Origin of the sequence: Bilophila wadsworthia ATCC 49260 (assembly GCF_000701705.1) — a bacterium.
GTDB classification, from domain to species: domain Bacteria; phylum Desulfobacterota; class Desulfovibrionia; order Desulfovibrionales; family Desulfovibrionaceae; genus Bilophila; species Bilophila wadsworthia.
On record NZ_JNJP01000072.1, the window covers coordinates 1 to 18,308 of the forward strand.

Genomic DNA, 18,308 nt, shown 5'->3' on the forward strand with positions numbered 1-18,308 from the left:
TCCCTTCCCCCACACCCCCATCCCTCCTCTCCCAAAGACTTTTGACGGGTGGGGAGGCCACGCAACGGGAGTTCGTTCCAATCTGAAGTTTTTTAAGGGGAGAGCGAAACAGGTCCCCTTTCCGGTTGCTCTGGAAACGGCCAATCCATAGAAAAAAGCTCAGACCTCTGCCTTACCCCAACACGTTTCATCCCCCCATTCCTGCGGCAAGCCTCATGAGCGCGCCTCTCTGATCCGCTTTGCAAGAAAGTGCCATGAGTTGTGGGCAGAAGGACGATTGCTGTCGGCCTTCAGTCTATCGGAGAATACTAATTTAAAATTGAAATTTTAATTTGAATTAATGTCTAACTTCTTCTAAAGAAAGAGATACGGACTGGTTGGACAATGAGTGAAAGTGCTTCCGGTTGTGCGGCGAAGCGGGAGCGCGCCAGCCTTTACCGTGAAAAATACTCCTCCTGCGGCTGTTCATAGGATACGGTCCGGCTTTCGTCCTTGCGGATCAAGGCGAAAAGGGCCTCTTGAGGCTCACGGCAAGGATGCGTTTGCATGATCATGGCGTCGGCATTCCCTCGGTTCTGGAGAGCCTGTCATCAAGGGCGAGCCTGCCAAGAATGGCTCGGGCATTCCGCATAAAGCGGCAAAGCTGCGCCCGCACCGCCTCTCGTGCCGCCTCAGAAGCTGTTGCGAAGAGTTTTTACACGTTCGCTTTCTGTACTGCCGATCTATTGCGTTCTTGTTGTTCGGTTATTCACCCGTTTCCCGCTTGCCATCGGAACCAAAACCATGTGAAATGGCGGCATCAGACATCTGAGCAGAACACGCTCGTTGCGCATTGTCGACATTAGAATACAATACGTTGATACTCTATACTTTTTTATTATCATTGGGTATCTGGTTAAAAAAAGACACGATGTTATACACAGAGATAAAGGCGCCGTTCCTTTTTCTGAGCCGTTTTCCGATGGCAGTAAAGAAGCGATGCAGTCGCTTATGGAGGTTTCCGCTGTCGGCGGCCGGCTCCCCCGCAAGGCAAGGAGATCCATGATGGAAAGAAGCGTATTTCTGGGGCTGGACATTGGTTCAACCACGGCCAAACTCGCGCTCGTCGCCGCGGACGGCAAACTGCTCGAGGCGCAATACCTGCGTCATGGAGCGGCCGTCCGGCAGACGCTTTCCACCATGCTCGACCAGCTGGCCCTCAAGTATCCCGGCATGGCGGTTTCGGCGGCGATCACCGGCTCCGCGTCCCTTGGGCTCTCGGAAACCCTCGGGCTGCCGTTCGTGCAGGAAGTCGTGGCCGCCTCCCGGGCCATCGCCGTGCTTGCCCCGCAAATCGATGTGGCCGTGGAACTCGGCGGCGAAGACGCCAAGATCCTCTACCTCAGCCAAGGCATGGATCTGCGCATGAACGAAGCCTGCGCGGGCGGCACCGGGGCGTTCATCGATCAGATGGCGGCGCTGCTCCACACCGACGCCTCCGGGCTGAACGAGCTTGCCGCGAACTACACGACCCTGTACCCCATCGCTTCCCGCTGCGGGGTATTCGCCAAGACCGACGTGGTCCCTCTGCTCAACGAGGGGGCCGCACGGGAAGACCTCGCCGCCTCCATCTTTCAGGCCGTGGTCGAACAGACCATCGGCGGGCTGGCCTGCGGGAATCCCATCCGGGGCAAGGTCGCCTTCCTCGGCGGGCCGCTGCACTTCCTGCCCGAACTCCGCAAACGCTTCATCGCCACGCTCAAGCTCGCGCCCGAAGAGGTGGTGCCGTTCCCGAACGCCCAATATATGGTCGCGCTCGGCACGGCCCTGAGCCTTGTGGATCTGCCCGGCGCGGCGCGCATGGCCGACATGGAGCCCGTCACGCTGGACACGCTGGCCGAACGCGCCCGCGTGCGGTGCGATGCCGGGGCTCGGACGGCCTCCCTCCCTCCGCTGTTCGACAACGAAGCCGACTACGATCTGTTCCGCGAACGCCACAACCGGGACGCCGCCCCGCGCAAGCCGCTGGAATCCGCGTCCGGCCCGCTCTTCCTCGGCGTGGACCTCGGCTCAACGACGGTCAAGGCCGTGCTTGCCGATGCCGACGGCGCTGTCCTGACTTCATGGTATGAACGCAATCAGGGCGATCCGCTGGCGGGGCTCCTGCCTTACCTTGCCGATCTCATCGACAGCCTGCCCGAAGGCGCGTGGATCCAGTCCAGCGTAGCCACGGGCTACGGCGCGCAGCTCGCGCAGGCCGCCCTCGGCTCGCTGTCCGCCGACGTGGAAACGGTGGCCCACCTGAAGGCCGCCTGCCGCCTCGTGCCCGATGCGACGTACGTCATCGACATCGGCGGCCAAGATATGAAGTGCCTCAAGGCGCGGGACGGCCTCATCGCGGGCGTGACCCTCAACGAAGCCTGCTCCGCCGGATGCGGGGCCTTCCTTGAAACATTCGCCCGCAGCCTCAACCTGAGCATGGAGGCGTTCGTGCGCGCCGCCCTGTTCGCCCGGCATCCCGTGGATCTGGGATCGCGCTGTACCGTGTTCATGAATTCCAAGGTCAAACAGGCGCAGAAGGAAGGCGCGGACATCGGCGACATCGCCGCCGGGCTGTGCTACGCCGTGGCCCGCAACGCGCTGTACAAAGTCCTGCGCCTGCGCACGCCCGCCGAACTTGGGGACCGCGTGCTGGTGCAGGGGGGCTCGTTTTTGAACGATGCCCTGCTGCGGTTCATGGAACGGCTCCTTGACCATCATGTGTGCCGCCCCGACATCGCCGGGCTCATGGGGGCCTACGGCGCGGCCCTGCTCGCCCGCAGCCGCACGCCCGACGGCGCGGCCCCCACGCCCCTGACATCGGCTTCCCTGCGCTCCCTCGATATTTCCGCCAAAACCCTGCGCTGCAAGGGATGCGGCAACCACTGCCTGCTCACGGTCAACCGCTTTTCCAACGGCCGGAAACTCGTGTCCGGCAACCGCTGCGAACGCGGCGCTTCCGGCGGCGAAGCGGCCCGCCCGTCCATGCCCAACCTGTACGCATGGAAGGAACGCCGCCTGTTCGGATACGAACCGCTCCCGCAGGACGACGCCCCGCGCGGGCGCATCGGCATCCCCCGCGTGCTCAATATGTACGAGCATTACCCGTTCTGGTTCACGCTGTTCACGGAATTGGGCTACCGCGTGGAGCTGTCCCCGCCGTCGGGCAAGGAGCTTTTCGATCTCGGCCTGTCGTCCATGCCCTCGCAAACGGTCTGCTACCCCGCCAAGCTCGCGCACGGGCACATCGCCTCGCTCCTGCACAAGGGGCTCAAGCGCATCTTTTTCCCCTGCCTGCCGCGCGAGCGCCGGGAGAGCAAAGACGCCGCAGACGGCTACAACTGTCCGGTGGTGGCCGGGTACCCGGAAGTCATCCGCCTGAATACGGACGAACTGCTGGAACAGGACTGCACCCTGTACACGCCGTTCGTGTCGCTGGAACATCCCGACACGCTCGTTGCCGCGCTGCATGACCTGTTCGGCATTCCGAAAAAGGAGCTCCGCGCAGCCGTACGCGTCGCCGCCCTCGAACAGGAAGCCTACCGCACCGAGCTCCGGGCCGAAGGCGAACGGGTGCTCGCCGAACTGGAACGCACCGGCAAGCTCGGCATCGTGCTGTCCGGGCGGCCTTACCATGCCGATCCGGCGGTCCATCACGGTCTGCCCGAACTCGTCGCCTCCCTCGGCGCCGCCGTGCTCAGCGAGGACAGTGTGGCGCACCTCGGGCATCCCGCCGAACCGCTCCGGGTCGTGGACCAGTGGACCTATCATTCCCGTCTGTACCGGGCCACGGCGCTGGTGTGCACGCGCCCCAACCTCGAACTGGTGCAGCTGACCTCGTTCGGATGCGGCCTCGACGCCATCACCGCCGATCAGGTGTCGGAACTCCTCACCAGCGCCGGAAAGCTGCATACGCTCATCAAGATCGATGAGGGCGCGTCCCTCGGCGCGGCCCGCATCCGTATCCGCTCCCTGCTCGCCGCCGTGGAGGAGCGGCGCGAGACGCCGCCCACTCCCCGGCCCGCCGCTTCCGCCTTCCGTCCGGTGTTCACCAGACCGATGCGCCAGACACACACCATCCTTGCCCCGCAGATGTCCCCCCTGCACTTCGACATCATCGGCAAGGCCATTTCCAGCGCGGGCTACAATCTGGAAATCCTGCCCACGGTCAGCCGTGAGGCCATCGAAACCGGGCTCAACTACGTGCACAACGACGCCTGCTACCCTGCCATCGTGGTCATCGGGCAGCTTATCGACGCCCTGCAAAGCGGACGGTGCGATCCCAAGCGCACGGCCCTCATGCTGGCGCAGACCTGCGGCCCCTGCCGGGCGACCAACTACCCGGCGCTGCTCCGCAAGGCCCTGTGCGAGGCCGGGTTCGGGGATGTGCCCGTCCTGACCCTGAGCGGGGGTTCCCTGAACAACCAGCCCGGATTCGCCATCTCCGCGCGCCTGCTGCACCGGCTCATCCTGGGCTGCCTCTACGGGGACATGCTCCAGCGCGTCTCGCTGTCCACCCGCGCCCATGAGCGCAACGCCGGGGATACGGACGATCGGCTGGCCCACTGGATGAACCGCGTGAAGTTCAGCGCGGCGCGGGGCGACAGCTCGCTGTTCAAGTCGCACATGCGGAGCATCGTGCGGGATTTCTCGGCCATCCGTCAGGCTCACGCACCCTTGCCCCGCGTGGGCATCGTGGGCGAAATCCTGCTCAAGTACCATCCCGACGCCAACAATCAAGTCATCCGCCACATTATGGAAGAAGGCGGCGAGCCCGTCCTGACCGATCTCATGGACTTTTTCCTCTATTGCCTGCTCGATCCCGTCTATCTGTGGCGGCACATGGGCGGAAAGGCATTCCCCGCCTTCAGCAACTGGCTGCTCATCAAGCGCATCGAATCCCTGCGCGACGCCATGCGCCGGGCGCTCGAAGGCAGCCGGTTCCTCCCCGTTTCCCGGATTGCGGATCTGGCCCGCAGCGTGCGAGGCATCGTTTCCACGGGCAACCAGGCCGGGGAAGGCTGGCTGCTCACGGCGGAAATGCTGGAACTCATCGACCACGGGGTGGGCAACGTCCTGTGCCTCCAGCCGTTCGGCTGCCTGCCCAACCACATTACGGGCAAGGGCGTACTCAAGGAATTGAAGCGCATCCGGCCCCACGCCAACCTCATGGCGGTGGACTACGATCCCGGCAGCAGCGAGGCGAACCAGCTCAACCGGATCAAGCTGTTCATGACCGTGGCCCACAGCCGCATCCCGCAGGAGGCGCAGGGCGATCACGCGCCCGCCAGCCTCAACGAATCCGTCGCCCAGCTCGCCGGGCGTCTCCGCGACAACCTCAAGGGCAAGCTCGAAAACACCATCGGTGGAAGTGGCAACAGCGGCGACGAAGTGACGAACCTGGCGTGAGCGGGAATGAAGGCAGCATTAAGGTCCTCCGTTCCACAATGCTGCCCCCCATGCCCTGTAGTCCCAAAACCGCATTGCAAAGGGACACGCCCGGTTGCGGCAGTACAATGCCGCAACCGGATGTGCCCCTTTTGTTGTCCTGAAATGGCCGGGGGCGGGCCGTCCAGTCGTCCGGCTCCCCCTGGCAAACAGGCTTGCCCGGCGGGGTCGGATGCCCCATCGGATATGGGCGAAGCCGGACGCGGCAAATAATCGCTCTAAAAATATTATTTTATTTAGTTCCGGAAGATTATATACTGTTTGTCTGAACAGCCAAACACTCCCCTCTCAAGCCGGTCTTGTGAAATCCGCCAAAATCGCGTAAGGGTGCAGACGGCGTATGATTTTCAGGTTCGGAGGCACTCGACGAAACAGGCGGGCCGCAACCTTTCGGGGCGGACGCTTGTTTTTGATTATGCAGCGCAGGAGAACCAAATCCCCTTCTTAACCTTGATGTGAGCAAGCATGAGCACTGAAGACATCATCTCGGCTCGGCGCGACGCGGCTATCCAAAAATGGACCGAAGCCGTGTTCGCCATGTATCCTTTTGAGACCACCGGTTTCATTCGGACGCAACGCGATCAGTTCGCCAATCCCGTCGGCCACGCCACCCGCGCCGCCGGGGAACAGATCTACGACGCCGTCACGGGCCGGGATGTCGACATGGAGAAAGTGCACGCCTCTGTGGCGGCACTGATCCGTATCCGCGCGGTGCAGGACCTCAAGCCCGAACAGGCCGTCGGCGTGCTGTACCTGTACAAGTCCGTGCTTCGTGAACTGCTCCTTGCGGACATGCTGGCCGCCGGGGATGTCCAGGGGTTCCTGGACATGGGGGATCGTTTGGACACGCTCTGCCTCATGGCCTTCAACCTGTACCTTGCGGATCGGGAGCAGGTCTACGCCGAGCGTGTGGCCCAACAGCGCAGGGAGGCGTCTCAGATCAGGCGCTGGGCGGCCAGACATGGCCTGGTGGAAAATCAGGACGGGGAATAGGCCCTGTTTCCTGTTTCCCTTTCGGAATCCTTTTTATTGTGGTTACGGATTTGGATATGTCAAACTTTAAGCCTGGAGTGAGGTAGGGAATGATAGTTTCACTCGTGGCAGTCCTGCTCATCGGAGCCATCGCCTGGTCGGGGGCGGTCGCCGGATTCCAGTCTCTGCTGGGTGTGGCGCTGCCTCTGTTGGCCGCGGTTGTCTTCGTCTGCGGGATCATCTGGCGCATCACCTGCTGGTGGGCGAAATCGCCCGTGCCCTTCGCCATCCCCACTACGGGTGGTCAAGAGCGTTCCTTGGACTGGATCAAGCCGAACCGCCTCGACACGCCCATGAGCAACGCCGCTGTCGTAGGCCGTATGATCCTCGAAGTGCTGTTGTTCCGTTCGCTGTTCCGCAACACCTCTGCGGAAGTCAGCTCCGTGGGGCCGCGCGTCACCTATTTCTCCTCCAAATGGCTGTGGGTCTTCGCGCTGACCTTCCACTACTGTTTCCTGGTCATCTTCATCCGGCACTTCCGGTTCTTCATCGAACCCGTTCCGGTCTGCCTGACGTGGCTCGAGTTCTTCGACGGCATCATGCAGGTCGGCGTGCCGCGCCTGTTCATGACCGACATGCTCATCGTGGTGGCTGTCCTGTTCCTCTTCGGCCGTCGCCTGGCGAACCCGAAAGTGCGCTACATCTCCCTCGCCAACGACTATTTCCCGCTGTTCCTCATCATGGGCATCATCGGCACCGGCATCTGTATGCGCTACTTCGACAAGGTCGACATCGCGCAGGCCAAGGTGTTCATCATGGGCATCCTGCACTTCACGCCGCAGTCCGCCGTGGGCCTGAACCCCCTGTTCTTCACCCATGTCGCGCTCGTCAGCGTGCTGCTCATCTACTTCCCCTTCAGCAAGCTGATGCACATGGGCGGCATTTTCATGTCCCCCACCCGCAACATGCGCTGCAACACGCGTGAAGTCCGCCACGTCAATCCCTGGAACAACCCGAACGCCCCTTACCGCACCTATGCGGAATATGAGGACGACTTCCGTGATCTGATGGCTGAGGCTGGCCTGCCCCTGGAAAAGCAGCCCGAAGACGTTGAACCCGCGGCCCCGGCCCCGTCCAAGTAAGGAGTTTCCCTAATGGCCAAAATGCCAAAACCGGAAGAAATGATCGCCTCCCGTGCGAGTTTCCCCGAAAAGAGCTGGATGGACGTCAAGACCGAGATCAAGGCCGGCATGTACGCCTATCCCGCCAAGGTGGATATCATGGAAGGGCTGCACATGCCTCATCCCCATGCGTGGCAGCCTGAGGAAGAGGATTGGCACCTGCCCGAAAACTGGGAAGAAATCATCTATAAGGCCTTGAAGGAACGTCTTGCCAAGCACCGTTCCCTCAAGATCTTCATGGATACCTGCGTGCGTTGCGGCGCCTGCGCCGACAAATGCCACTTCTTCCTCGGCACCAACGATCCGAAAAATATGCCTGTGCTGCGTGCGGAACTGCTCCGTTCCGTGTACCGCCGCGACTTCACCACCGCCGGGCGTCTCCTCGGCAAGGTTGCGGGCGCCCGCAAGCTGACCACCGACGTCATCAAAGAATGGTTCACCTACTTCTACCAGTGCACCGAATGCCGCCGCTGCTCGCTGTTCTGCCCCTACGGCATCGATACCGCCGAAATCACGGCTATCGTCCGCGAACTGCTGCATGAGCTCGGCCTCGGCATCAACTGGATCATGGAACCGGTGTCCAACTGTAACCGCACGGGCAACCACCTCGGCATCCAGCCCCACGCCTTCAAGGAAATCGTTGAATTCCTCTGCGAAGATATCGAAACCATCACCGGTATCCATATCGATCCGCCTTTCAACGAGAAGGGGCACGAGATCCTCTTCATCACGCCTTCCGGCGACGTGTTCGCGGAACCCGGCATCTACACCTTCATGGGGTACCTGATGCTGTTCCACGAGCTTGGGCTGGACTACACCCTGTCCACCTACGCCTCCGAAGGCGGCAACTTCGGCTCCTTCGTGTCCTTCGACATGGCGAAGAAGCTGAACGCCAAGATGTACGCGGAAGCCAAGCGCCTCGGCTCCAAATGGATCCTCGGCGGCGAATGCGGCCACATGTGGCGCGTCATCAACCAGTACATGGCGACCTACAACGGCCCCGCGCCCGAAGGCATGATGGACGTTCCCACGTCCCCCATCACCGGCACGCGCTTTGAAAACGCACGGGCCACCAAGATGGTGCACATCGCCGAGTTCACGGCCGACCTGATTCACCACAACAAGCTGAATCTCCGCCCCGAACGCAACACCGGCATCATCACCACCTTCCACGACTCCTGCAACCCGGCCCGCGCCATGGGTATGCTCGAAGAGCCCCGCGCCGTCCTGCGCGCCGTCTGCCCCGAATTCGTGGAAATGCCCCCGCACACCATCCGGGAAGAAACCTTCTGCTGCGGTTCCGGTTCCGGCCTCAACACCGAGGAAATCATGGAACTGCGCCTGCGCGCCGGCTTCCCCCGCGGGAACGCCCTCCGCTACGTGCAGGAAAAGAACGGCGTCAACTGGATGTCCTGCGTCTGCGCCATCGACCGCGCCACGCTGCCGCCTCTCGCCAACTACTGGGCGCCGGGCGTCACCGTCAGCGGCCTGCACGAACTGGTCGCCAACGCGCTGGTCATGAAGGGCGAACAGCCCCGTACCATGAACCTGCGTCAGGAAGACCTCGAATGCCCCGACCCCGAGCCAGAGGAAGAGGCCGTTGAAGAGCTCGCCGCTTCTGCCGAGGAGGACAATTAAACCATGTATAATGCCAAATACATCATCCCCGGCGTCCTGATCGCCGTAGTGGCGTTCACCTCGCCCTTCTGGCTGAACCTCGGCGGCAAGACCTACGTCTACCCCGAAGTCGCCCTGCCCACGGGCGAAGGCAAGGACAAGTGCATCGAGTCCAAGGAATGGATGCGTGCCGAACACATGGCCCTGCTGAACACCTGGCGCGATGAAGCCATCCGCGAAGGCAAGCGCGAATACGTCGCCACCGATGGCCGCAAGTGGGTCATCAGCCTTCAGGATACGTGCATGGCCTGCCATACGAACAAGGCCGACTTCTGCGACAAGTGCCACAACAGCAACAACGTTGATCCGTATTGCTGGACCTGCCACATCGCGCCGAGGGGGAACAACTAATGAAAAGCAGAAGAGACTTTCTGAAGATAGCCGGTCTCTCCGCCTTTGCGCTGGGCACGGCTTCCGCCCTGACCCTCGCAACCGGGAGCAAGGCCAGCGCCCTCCCGGCGGGCACCGCGCCCGCCAAGGGCAGCTACACCAACGAACCTGATGCCCTGCACGCCAAACGCTGGGCCATGGTCATCGACACCCGCAAGTTCACCTCGCCGGAACATTTCCAGCGCGTGATCGACGCGTGCCACCATGCCCACAACGTGCCCACCATCCCCGGCAACCAGGACGTCAAATGGATCTGGACGGACAAGTACGCCCACGTCTTCCCTGACGACGTGAACGCCTACATGCCCGAAAAGTTCCTGCACGGCGATTTCCTCCTGCTGTGCAACCACTGCGAAAACCCGCCCTGCGTACGCGTGTGCCCCACCGCCGCCACCTTCAAGCGTGAGGACGGCATCGTGGTGATGGACCCCCACCGCTGCATCGGCTGCCGTTTCTGCATGGCCGGCTGCCCGTTCGGCGCCCGCAGCTTCAACTTCCGCGATCCGCAGCCCTACGTGAAGGATGTGAACCCCGAGTTCCCCATGCGTACCCGCGGCGTGGTCGAGAAGTGCACGTTCTGCACCGAACGCCTGGCTCAGGGCAAGCTCCCCGCCTGCGTGGAAGCCTCCGAAGGCGCGATGATCTTCGGCGACCTGAACGATCCGGGTTCGCCCGTGCGTCAGGCCCTGTCGGAGAACTTCACCATCCGCCGCAAACCCACTCTGGGCACCCAGCCCGGCGTGTACTACATCATCTAGGAGGCCGCCATGCTCGAACTGATTCTCAAAGGCCGGCCGCGCTTCTACCTGTGGCTTTGCTTCCTTGGCGCAATCTTTGGCCTCGGCTTCATCGTGTACATCTTCCAGGCGAACATCGGCCTTGCCATCACCGGCATGAGCCGCGACGTCTCCTGGGGGCTGTACATCGCCCAGTTCACCTACTTCGTCGGCGTGGCCGCAGGCGCTGTGATGCTCGTGCTCCCCGCCTACTTCCACCATTACGAGAAGTTCAAACGGATCATCATCTTCGGCGAATTCATGGCCGTGGGTGCCGTGATCATGTGCATGCTCTTCATCGTGGTCGACCTCGGGCAGCCGCAGCGCGCTCTCAACGTGCTGCTGCATCCCACGCCGAACTCCGTGATGTTCTGGGATATGACCGTTCTGTTCGGTTATCTCCTCCTGAACATCATCATCGGCTGGGTCACCCTTGAAGCCGCCCGCAACGACGTGAAGCCGCCGAAGTGGATCAAGGTCCTCATCTACATCTCCATCATCTGGGCCTTCTCCATCCACACCGTCACCGGTTTCCTGTACGCCGGCATCCCGGGCCGCCACTACTGGCTCACCGCCATCATGGCCGCCCGCTTCCTCGCCTCCGCGTTCTGCTCCGGTCCGGCCATCCTGCTGCTGCTCCTGATGGCCGTGCGCCGCGTGACCGGCTTCGAGCCCGGCCGCGAAGCCATGAAGACCCTGTCCACCATCATCACCTATGCGATGTGCGTGAACGTGTTCTTCTACCTGCTGGAAATCTTCACGGCTTTCTACAGCGGCATCCCCGGACACCAGCACTCCATCCTGTACCTCTTCACGGGTCATGATGGGCATATGGCGTGGATCAACAGCTGGATGTGGACCGCCGTCGTGTTCGCCGTGCTGTCCCTGCTCATGCTGATCCCCCCGGCGCTGCGCTACAACGACAAAATCCTGCCCTGGGCCCTTATCCTCCTCGTGATCGCCTCGTGGATCGACAAGAGCCTCGGCCTGCTCATCGGCGGCTTCGTGCCCAACATGTTCGAAACCGTCACCGAGTACACTCCGACCATTCCTGAAATCCTCGTCGCGCTCGGCGTCTACGGGCTCGGAGGCATCATCATCTCCGTGCTCTGGAAGATCGCCATGGACGTGAAAAAGGAAAACGGAACGTTCGCGTTGAAAGACAATTAAGACTTGGAAGGAGGCCCCTTCTGAAGATGGGGCCTCCCTCTCCCCCCTCTCCCGACTTTGGGTGAAGGTGGATTTTCCAAAGCCCCTGTGCGGAAATCGCGCGGGGGCTTTTCATTTGAAAAAAGAGGGTTCTCACCCGCTTGCCAAGGATGCGGGGCTTTGACATTCTAGAGTGCGTTGTTGGGCAAAAACGTTTCCTCCCCGGTTTTTCGCGCGGGAAACGCCCGGCGGCGCCCCCGCCCGATTTCAATAGAAAAGGAAAAGCCGATGAATTTCACGTTTCAGCGCAATCCCGAACGGCTTCTGGATCTGTGCGGCCTGTCCCCCATCCGGGACAGGCGGCAGGAAAAGCTTTTCATGGAAAAAGCGGCGGCCCTCGAAGCGCAGGATCTGCGGCCTCTGGTTCTGGTCATCGGCGGCTTCCTCGATCAGATCCTCGGGAACAGTTATGCCGTCAGCGCCCGCTATCCCGCCGATCTGCGCGCCAGACACGACGTCTGGTTCCGCGAGCACTACGAAAGCCGCAAAATGCGCGACATCGTGAACATCTACGCCTCCAAAGGCCATTCCGTGGCCCTCATCGGGCACAGCTGGGGCGGGGACGCGGCGGTCAACCTCGTCGCCCGCAAACTCAATGCGCCCATCGATCTGCTGATCAGCCTCGATCCCGTATCGCGCAAGGGAGCGCCCCGCCGGAGGCTCCCCAACGTCCGCCACTGGCTGAACATCCATATCGACTACAGCCAGAGCACATGGTTCGACATCCCCAATCTCGTGGCCCGCATCGGCGGCCCGTGGGAAGCTGCGGAAAACGCCGACGTGAACGTCTCCTGCCCCCCGGACATGACCCATGCGTGGGCGTGGGGGATGTTCGAGCGCTACGGTGAAAAAGTCCTGCGGGAACGCGCCGAAGGCTGGAAGTAAAAAAATTGGGGAAGGGAACGGGAAACTTCCTGTAAAAAGTTTCCCGTTTCCTTCCCCAAACCCACCAGCGCGGCCCGCGCCTCCCCTTTCCCTTCAAGCACTTTTACGCTTATCGAATCCCTGCCGACGGGCTTGGGAAAACCGAATGTTGAGGCATTGGAGGATGGAGGTTGCTGGCTTCCGAATGTTTTTCTCAAAAGTTACATGTAATTTTCATGAGATGGCAAGAGTATTCAAAGTTTACCCCCCTTGGAGGGCTGTTACCCCTTGAATACCCGGGCGGAGGCGAGCGACTGCGTGGTGGGCATGACTTCGACCTGTGAGACGTTCACATGCGCGGGGCGGGAAACGACCCACCAGATGGTGTCGGCGATGTCCTCGGGCCGGAGCGGGTGCGCGTTCTCGTAGAGCGTGTCAAAGCGCGATTCGTCGCCCTTGAAACGGACATTGGAGAATTCGGATTCGAGCAAACCGGGCTCGACGTCGGTCACGCGAACGCCGGTCCCGTGCAGGTCGCAGCGCAAGCCCCGTGAGAACTGGAGCACGAACCCCTTGCTTGCGCCATACACGTTGCTGCCGGGGTAGGCATAGGTCCCGGCGATGGAACCGAGGTTCACCACATGCCCGGAATGGCGCTCCACCATACCGGGCAGCGCCGCGCGCGTGCAGTACAGCAGACCCTTGATGTTCGTATCCACCATCGTATCCCAATCGTCGAGCGAACACGCCTGAGCCGGCTCCAAGCCAAGGGCCAGCCCCGCATTGTTCACGAGGACGTCGGGCGCGCCGAAACGCTCCTTTGCCTCGGAGAAAACGTGTTCGACAGCCGCCTTGTCCCGCACATCCAGCTTGAAGCAGTGGACGCTGCCGGGATGCGCGTCTTGCAACTCCTGCAAGCGTTCCTCGCGGCGGGCCATCGCAACGACGGTCCAGCCTTCCTCAATAAAACGTTCGGCGGTGGCCCGGCCGATTCCCGACGTAGCTCCGGTGATATACGCGACTGGCATGGAAAACTCCTTTGATGACAAGGTGATGTTCCAGAGCGGATTACCTTTGAAAGCATCGCGTTTCAGAGGTCCATTCCGCCGAGAATCGTCGTTTTCGGCGGAACCCGTGCCGCATTGGAGCGCACTGAACGTGCGTCCGGCGCTGGGGCGTTGCACACATGCTCTAAGAACGGAATGTCCATACAAAAAAAGCCGTTCCTCTCTGCCTACAGAAAACGGAACGGCCGGTCAACGCCGGACGCTTTCCGGCTTTTCCGCCTTCATGGATCTGCTTTTCCACCGCCCGCCTTTTCTCCCCATCCATACAATACAGAAAAAACGTGGACAGGGATTCGGCAAGCCCAAAAGTCTTTGGAGGGGCGGGGGAAGCTTTTCTTCAGAAAAGTCCCCCGCCCCTCCAGTTCAATCAATCGTCCATAACCCGCTTCGTCTTCCAGCGGTTGTGCATCCAGAACCATTGATCGGGCGCGCGGCGGACCATGCGCTCATTGGCCTCCGTATAAAATGCGGCGACCGCGAGCGCTTTTTCCTCAGCATCACCTTCAAGGAGGGCCGTGTCCAGCGGCTCCTCTATAATAATACGATACCGATCCCCGTCGCGGATCAACGCGATGGGCCAGACCAAGGCCTTGGCCCGGACGGCAAGGACAGCGGGCCCTTTGTTGACGGCGGCCTCCTCGCCAAGGAACGGCAGGAAAAACGCTTCGCTTCGGCTGGTATTGTGATCCGCGAGAAACGCCGCGTACCCGTTCTTCCTGAGTGCCCGCAATACGGGAAAAGCCGCTTCCCGGTGCCCGATGACGTCCGCCCCATGAGAAGAGCGCAGCCGCGTGGTGACGTAATCCATCAGCTTGTTTTTATACGTCCGCACGACCGTCAGGCGCGGATGGTCGGATACATCCCCAAGCAGGCTGGCCAACAGTTCCCAAGCCCCGAGATGTGCCGTTGTTATCACGCTGGGGCGCTCTCCTCGTTTGAGACGCTCCAGCAGATCCGGGCGCTCCACGTCGAGCAAGGGATGGGACAAGCCGAACTCGGGAACGAGGACCGACTCGAGGAACGAACGGGCGTTGTGCGTGAAGCTGGCCCGCGCCAGCGACTCCGCCGTTGCCTGCGAAAGTTCAAGGTGCCGGGCTATGCTCTCCGTGGCGAGACGGCGGCGCTTGGGCAGGCATGTCCAGAGCAGGGAGCCAAGCCCCTTGGCAAGCGAACGGATACGGGAAAAGCCGAGTTTGCCGAGCAGAAGGGCGAAGCCATAGCCCACCCGGCACATGGCCCGGGAAAACGCCTGGGAAAGCTGGTGGAGCAAGGAAGGGGAAGGCGGCAGTTCGGGCGCTTTCAGGGCCTCAAGCTTTTCCTCAAGGCGGCGGCACTCGCGCGCTACGGCTTCGGGATCGCGGATATCGCATTCGACGCGGTAGGCGTCGGCGCACACCATCGAAACCCGGCTGAACGGCAAAGGAAGCTGGAAACGATCCCAGCTTTTGAAGACCTTGCGCCGTTCCATGAACAGACGGATGGGCACGATGGGCGCGTCCGCACGGGCGGCGAGGAATATCGCGCCTTCCTTGACTTCATGGCGCGGGCCGCGCGGGCCGTCCACGGTCACGCAGCCGCAGATCCCGGATTCGCGCATCCGGCGGGCGGCGGCAAGAAGGGCCTTCACCCCGCCCCGGGAGCTGGACCCCCGGGCCGTTTCAAGGCCCATGCGTTCCAGCACCCCGGCGAGGAGGTCGCCGTCGTCGCTCTGGCTGACCAGCGCAATGATGTTGAGCCGACGTTTCAGGTAAATCAGGGGAAAGAGTTCGTCATGCCACAGCGACAGGACCACGGGACGGCCCTGATCGGTCGTGTTTTCGATGGCGGCGCGGTTGATTTCGGTATAGCGCAGCGAGCGGCACCACAGGCGGTACAGCCAATACACGGGCGCGGAAAGGGCTCCGAGCAACGATTTTCCAGAATGAGGCATCAGGACTCCACAAGATCGGTTTCACAGCCACAGATATTTTCGTGCGCGCGGAACTGCATGTTGTACAGGCGGGTATACAGTTCGCAACGCCCAAGCAATTCCTCGTGCCGTCCGATGTCGACGATGCGCCCGCATTCCATGACCACGATGCGATCCGCTTCCAGAATGGTGGAAAGCCGGTGCGCAATGATAAGGCTGGTGCGGTTGAGCATGAGGTTGTCGAGGGCCTTCTGAACCATGTGTTCGGATTCGGAATCAAGGGCGCTGGTGGCCTCGTCCAGAATGAGCAGAGGCGCATCCTTGAGCAGGGCGCGGGCAATGGTCAGGCGCTGTTTCTGGCCGCCGGAAAGACGCACGCCGCGCTCTCCGATGGGCGTTTCGTACCCCTCGGGCAGCTCGCGGATGAAGCCGTCGGCATAGGCGGCCACGGCTGCGGAACGCACGCGATCCATATCCAGCTCCGAGGACAGGTCGCGCCCGTAGGCGATGTTTTCGGCAATGGTCATGTCGAACAGGAAGGCATCCTGCGACACCATCGATACGGAACGCCGCAGGGATGCCAGCGAGTACTCCTTGAGCGGCTTGCCGTTCAGAAGGATCTCGCCGCGCTGCGGATCATAGAAGCGGGGGATCAGGTTGACGAGCGTGGTCTTGCCCGCGCCGGAAGGCCCCACGAAGGCAATGCGCTCCCCGGCCTTCACCGTAAGCGAAACGCCCCGGAGCGCGGGCGTGCTCTCATCGCCGTAGTGCAGGCTCACGTCACGGAAGGTCAGCTCGCGGAAAGGCTCGTCCAGCGGCAGCGTGCCGCCGCGTTCGGTCTTGAGGGCAGGATCGTCGAGGATGGCGAACACGCGCTCGGCCCCGGCAAGGGCGTTCTGCACGTTCATGTTCGCGCCGTTCAAACTCTTGAAGGGCGTATACAGCATGGCAAGCGCGCCCATGAAGGCGAAGAACGTGCCCGGCGTCATGTCGCCTTGGATAACCTCGCGGCCGCCATACCAGATCACCAGCCCGATGCCGATCGCACCGATGAGTTCCATCACCGGGGACGACAGCTCTGACACACAGGACTGGCGGAAGTTGATATTGATGATCCGGGCGTTTTCCTTGTTGAAGCGCCCCGTTTCCTGCTTTTCGGTGGCGAAGGCCTTGATGACCCGGATGCCGCTGAGCAGTTCCTGCAACATGCTGGAGATGCTGGCGTTCACCTCGGCGTTCTTGCGCCCGTACCGCCGCAGGGCCCGGCTGAACAGCGACAGCGGGAACCCCGCGACGGGCAGGACGATGATGGCCCAGCACGCCAGTTCGAAGTTCTGCTGGAACACCACGTACAGCAGGCTGATCATGGTGATCACCTGCCGGATGATCTGTATGAACGCGGGCAGGCTCTGCCGGATCATGCCCACGTCGTTGATGACGCGCGACATGAGCGCCCCGACCTGCGATTCCTCATAGAAATGCAGGGGCAGGGTGATGATTTTCTGGAACAGTTCCTGCCGCATGGTTTCCAGCACGTGCAGCGCGCTGTAATGCATACACCAGTTTTGCAGGTAGCGCCCGGCACCTTTCAGGGCCGTCAGTACGATGAAGGCCAGCGGCACATACAGAAGGGCCGTGCCGTCCTGCCGGATGAAGATGTCGTCGAGCGCGGGCTTGATCAGCCATGCCGTGCCGGCCGTAGTCCCGGAAACGACGGCGGAAGCCAACAGCGCGACGACCATGGCCCATTTGTAGGGGAGGAAATACCGGAACACCCGCAGAGCCAGCCGGAGTTCTTTCCTGCGGCGCTCGGAGCGTTCCTCCTTGGTCTCTTTCTTTTTACTCATTCGCATATTCCTTGACGAAAGGGCATCCTAGCCCACATTATCGGCAAGCGCCAGCGGAGAATCCCGGCCGGAAACGGCCCCGCGCACGCGCGCTCAGGAGTATCATGGAAAAGACCGTACGAATCAACAAAGCGCTGGCGGACGCCGGCATCTGTTCCCGCCGGCGGGCCGACGAGCTCATCGCCGCCGGGCGCGTCAGCGTCAACGGCGAGCCCGTCGCCTCGCCGGGCCTCCAAGTCACGCCCGGCACCGACAAGCTGGAAGTGGACGGCAAGCCCGTCCAGCCCATCGCGCAGGCCCCCTGCTACCTGTTGCTGAACAAACCCGTGCGCGTGGTGTCCACGGCCTACGATCCCGAAGGCCGGACCACGGTGCTCGATCTCGTCCCCGCGAAGTGGAAGTCCCGCCGCCTTTATCCCGCCGGGCGCCTCGACTTTTTTTCGGAAGGGCTTGTCCTGCTCACCGACGACGGTGACTTGACCAACCGGGTGGTGCATCCCCGGCATCACATGCCGCGCGTGTATCATGTGCTCATCCGGGGCGGGGTGTCCGACCGCGCCCTTGAGGTCATGCGCAAAGGAATGACGCTTGCCGAGGGCGAGAAGCTCGCGCCCGTGGAAATCCGCGTCCTGCCGGGGCAGGTCCATGATCTGTCCGGTGTTTCCCGCAACGCCGGCCCCCCTGCGGGGCAGCGCGGCACCCTGCTCGAGATGACCCTGCATCAGGGCCTGAACCGCCAGATCCGCCGCATGTGCCGCGATCTGCATCTGACCATCCTCCGGCTCGTCCGCGTCGCGCAAGGCCCCTTGCGTCTCGGCGTCATGAAGCCCGGCGAAGCCCGCGAACTGACCCCCGCCGAAGTGGAGGCTCTGAAAAAAGCTGTGGAGATGTAAGAGAAAATCGGAGGGGGGAGGGGAAACTTTCTTTAGAAAGTTTCCCCTCCCCCCTCC

Annotated in this window: 12 protein-coding genes; 9 read left to right on the forward strand and 3 right to left on the reverse strand. The window is 61.9% G+C overall.

The window, feature by feature from the left end:
* Positions 1-1,044 precede the first annotated feature (1,044 nt).
* From T370_RS0117125 to T370_RS0117160, 8 genes are all read left to right on the forward strand, one after another.
* On the forward strand, positions 1,045-5,427 hold the full coding sequence (locus tag T370_RS0117125) for an acyl-CoA dehydratase activase-related protein (protein WP_029436448.1): 4,383 nt from the start codon (positions 1,045-1,047) through the stop codon (positions 5,425-5,427).
* Positions 5,428-5,931: 504 nt separating this feature from the next.
* The gene (locus tag T370_RS0117130) at positions 5,932-6,459 is read left to right on the forward strand and encodes an RsbRD N-terminal domain-containing protein (RefSeq protein ID WP_005028192.1); all 528 of its coding nucleotides are present in this window, start codon (positions 5,932-5,934) and stop codon (positions 6,457-6,459) included.
* Positions 6,460-6,548: 89 nt separating this feature from the next.
* The gene (gene dsrM, locus T370_RS0117135; RefSeq protein ID WP_005028191.1) at positions 6,549-7,580 is read left to right on the forward strand and encodes a sulfate reduction electron transfer complex DsrMKJOP subunit DsrM; all 1,032 of its coding nucleotides are present in this window, start codon (positions 6,549-6,551) and stop codon (positions 7,578-7,580) included.
* Between the two features lie 12 nt (positions 7,581-7,592).
* Positions 7,593-9,257 carry a sulfate reduction electron transfer complex DsrMKJOP subunit DsrK gene (dsrK, locus tag T370_RS0117140; protein ID WP_009380248.1) on the forward strand — a complete coding sequence of 555 codons (1,665 nt, stop codon included), beginning with the start codon at positions 7,593-7,595 and terminating at the stop codon, positions 9,255-9,257.
* Positions 9,258-9,260: 3 nt separating this feature from the next.
* Positions 9,261-9,647 carry a sulfate reduction electron transfer complex DsrMKJOP subunit DsrJ gene (gene dsrJ / locus T370_RS0117145; RefSeq protein ID WP_005028189.1) on the forward strand — a complete coding sequence of 129 codons (387 nt, stop codon included), beginning with the start codon at positions 9,261-9,263 and terminating at the stop codon, positions 9,645-9,647.
* Entirely contained in the window at positions 9,647-10,444 is a 798-nt protein-coding gene (dsrO, locus tag T370_RS0117150) for a sulfate reduction electron transfer complex DsrMKJOP subunit DsrO (RefSeq protein WP_005028188.1), read from the forward strand. The genes dsrJ and dsrO overlap by 1 nt, the downstream gene beginning before the upstream one ends.
* Before the next feature lie 9 nt (positions 10,445-10,453).
* Positions 10,454-11,632 carry a sulfate reduction electron transfer complex DsrMKJOP subunit DsrP gene (gene dsrP / locus T370_RS0117155; RefSeq protein WP_005028187.1) on the forward strand — a complete coding sequence of 393 codons (1,179 nt, stop codon included), beginning with the start codon at positions 10,454-10,456 and terminating at the stop codon, positions 11,630-11,632.
* 267 nt (positions 11,633-11,899) lie between these two features.
* Entirely contained in the window at positions 11,900-12,556 is a 657-nt protein-coding gene (locus T370_RS0117160) for an alpha/beta hydrolase family protein (RefSeq protein WP_029436449.1), read from the forward strand.
* Between the two features lie 260 nt (positions 12,557-12,816).
* Here the strand turns inward: T370_RS0117160 and T370_RS0117165 are convergent, their stop codons facing one another.
* The 3 genes from T370_RS0117165 to T370_RS0117175 form a co-directional block, all read right to left on the reverse strand.
* Entirely contained in the window at positions 12,817-13,563 is a 747-nt protein-coding gene (locus T370_RS0117165; protein WP_005028185.1) for an SDR family oxidoreductase, read from the reverse strand.
* Positions 13,564-13,969: 406 nt separating this feature from the next.
* On the reverse strand, positions 13,970-15,532 hold the full coding sequence (locus T370_RS0117170) for an LpxL/LpxP family acyltransferase (protein WP_029436450.1): 1,563 nt from the start codon (positions 15,530-15,532) through the stop codon (positions 13,970-13,972).
* Positions 15,532-17,358, reverse strand: a complete 1,827-nt coding sequence (locus T370_RS0117175; RefSeq protein WP_029436451.1) for an ABC transporter ATP-binding protein — start codon at positions 17,356-17,358, stop codon at positions 15,532-15,534. Before T370_RS0117175 ends, T370_RS0117170 begins: the two co-directional genes overlap by 1 nt.
* Before the next feature lie 104 nt (positions 17,359-17,462).
* Here T370_RS0117175 and T370_RS0117180 point away from each other — a divergent pair, with 104 nt between their 5' ends.
* Positions 17,463-18,251, forward strand: coding sequence for a pseudouridine synthase (locus T370_RS0117180; protein WP_029436452.1), 789 nt, complete (start codon positions 17,463-17,465; stop codon positions 18,249-18,251).
* Positions 18,252-18,308 lie beyond the last annotated feature (57 nt).

What these genes read in the sequence shown, in the direction of transcription:
- T370_RS0117180 (WP_029436452.1), top strand. Translation starts at nt 17,463, where the DNA reads ATGGAAAAGACCGTACGAATCAACAAAGCGCTGGCGGACGCCGGCATC.
- dsrK (WP_009380248.1), top strand. Translation starts at nt 7,593, where the DNA reads ATGGCCAAAATGCCAAAACCGGAAGAAATGATCGCCTCCCGTGCGAGT.
- dsrP (WP_005028187.1), top strand. Translation starts at nt 10,454, where the DNA reads ATGCTCGAACTGATTCTCAAAGGCCGGCCGCGCTTCTACCTGTGGCTT.
- dsrO (WP_005028188.1), top strand. Translation starts at nt 9,647, where the DNA reads ATGAAAAGCAGAAGAGACTTTCTGAAGATAGCCGGTCTCTCCGCCTTT.
- T370_RS0117125 (WP_029436448.1), top strand. Translation starts at nt 1,045, where the DNA reads ATGGAAAGAAGCGTATTTCTGGGGCTGGACATTGGTTCAACCACGGCC.
- T370_RS0117170 (WP_029436450.1), bottom strand. Translation starts at nt 15,532, where the DNA reads ATGCCTCATTCTGGAAAATCGTTGCTCGGAGCCCTTTCCGCGCCCGTG.
- T370_RS0117165 (WP_005028185.1), bottom strand. Translation starts at nt 13,563, where the DNA reads ATGCCAGTCGCGTATATCACCGGAGCTACGTCGGGAATCGGCCGGGCC.
- T370_RS0117175 (WP_029436451.1), bottom strand. Translation starts at nt 17,358, where the DNA reads ATGAGTAAAAAGAAAGAGACCAAGGAGGAACGCTCCGAGCGCCGCAGG.
- T370_RS0117130 (WP_005028192.1), top strand. Translation starts at nt 5,932, where the DNA reads ATGAGCACTGAAGACATCATCTCGGCTCGGCGCGACGCGGCTATCCAA.
- dsrJ (WP_005028189.1), top strand. Translation starts at nt 9,261, where the DNA reads ATGTATAATGCCAAATACATCATCCCCGGCGTCCTGATCGCCGTAGTG.
- T370_RS0117160 (WP_029436449.1), top strand. Translation starts at nt 11,900, where the DNA reads ATGAATTTCACGTTTCAGCGCAATCCCGAACGGCTTCTGGATCTGTGC.
- dsrM (WP_005028191.1), top strand. Translation starts at nt 6,549, where the DNA reads ATGATAGTTTCACTCGTGGCAGTCCTGCTCATCGGAGCCATCGCCTGG.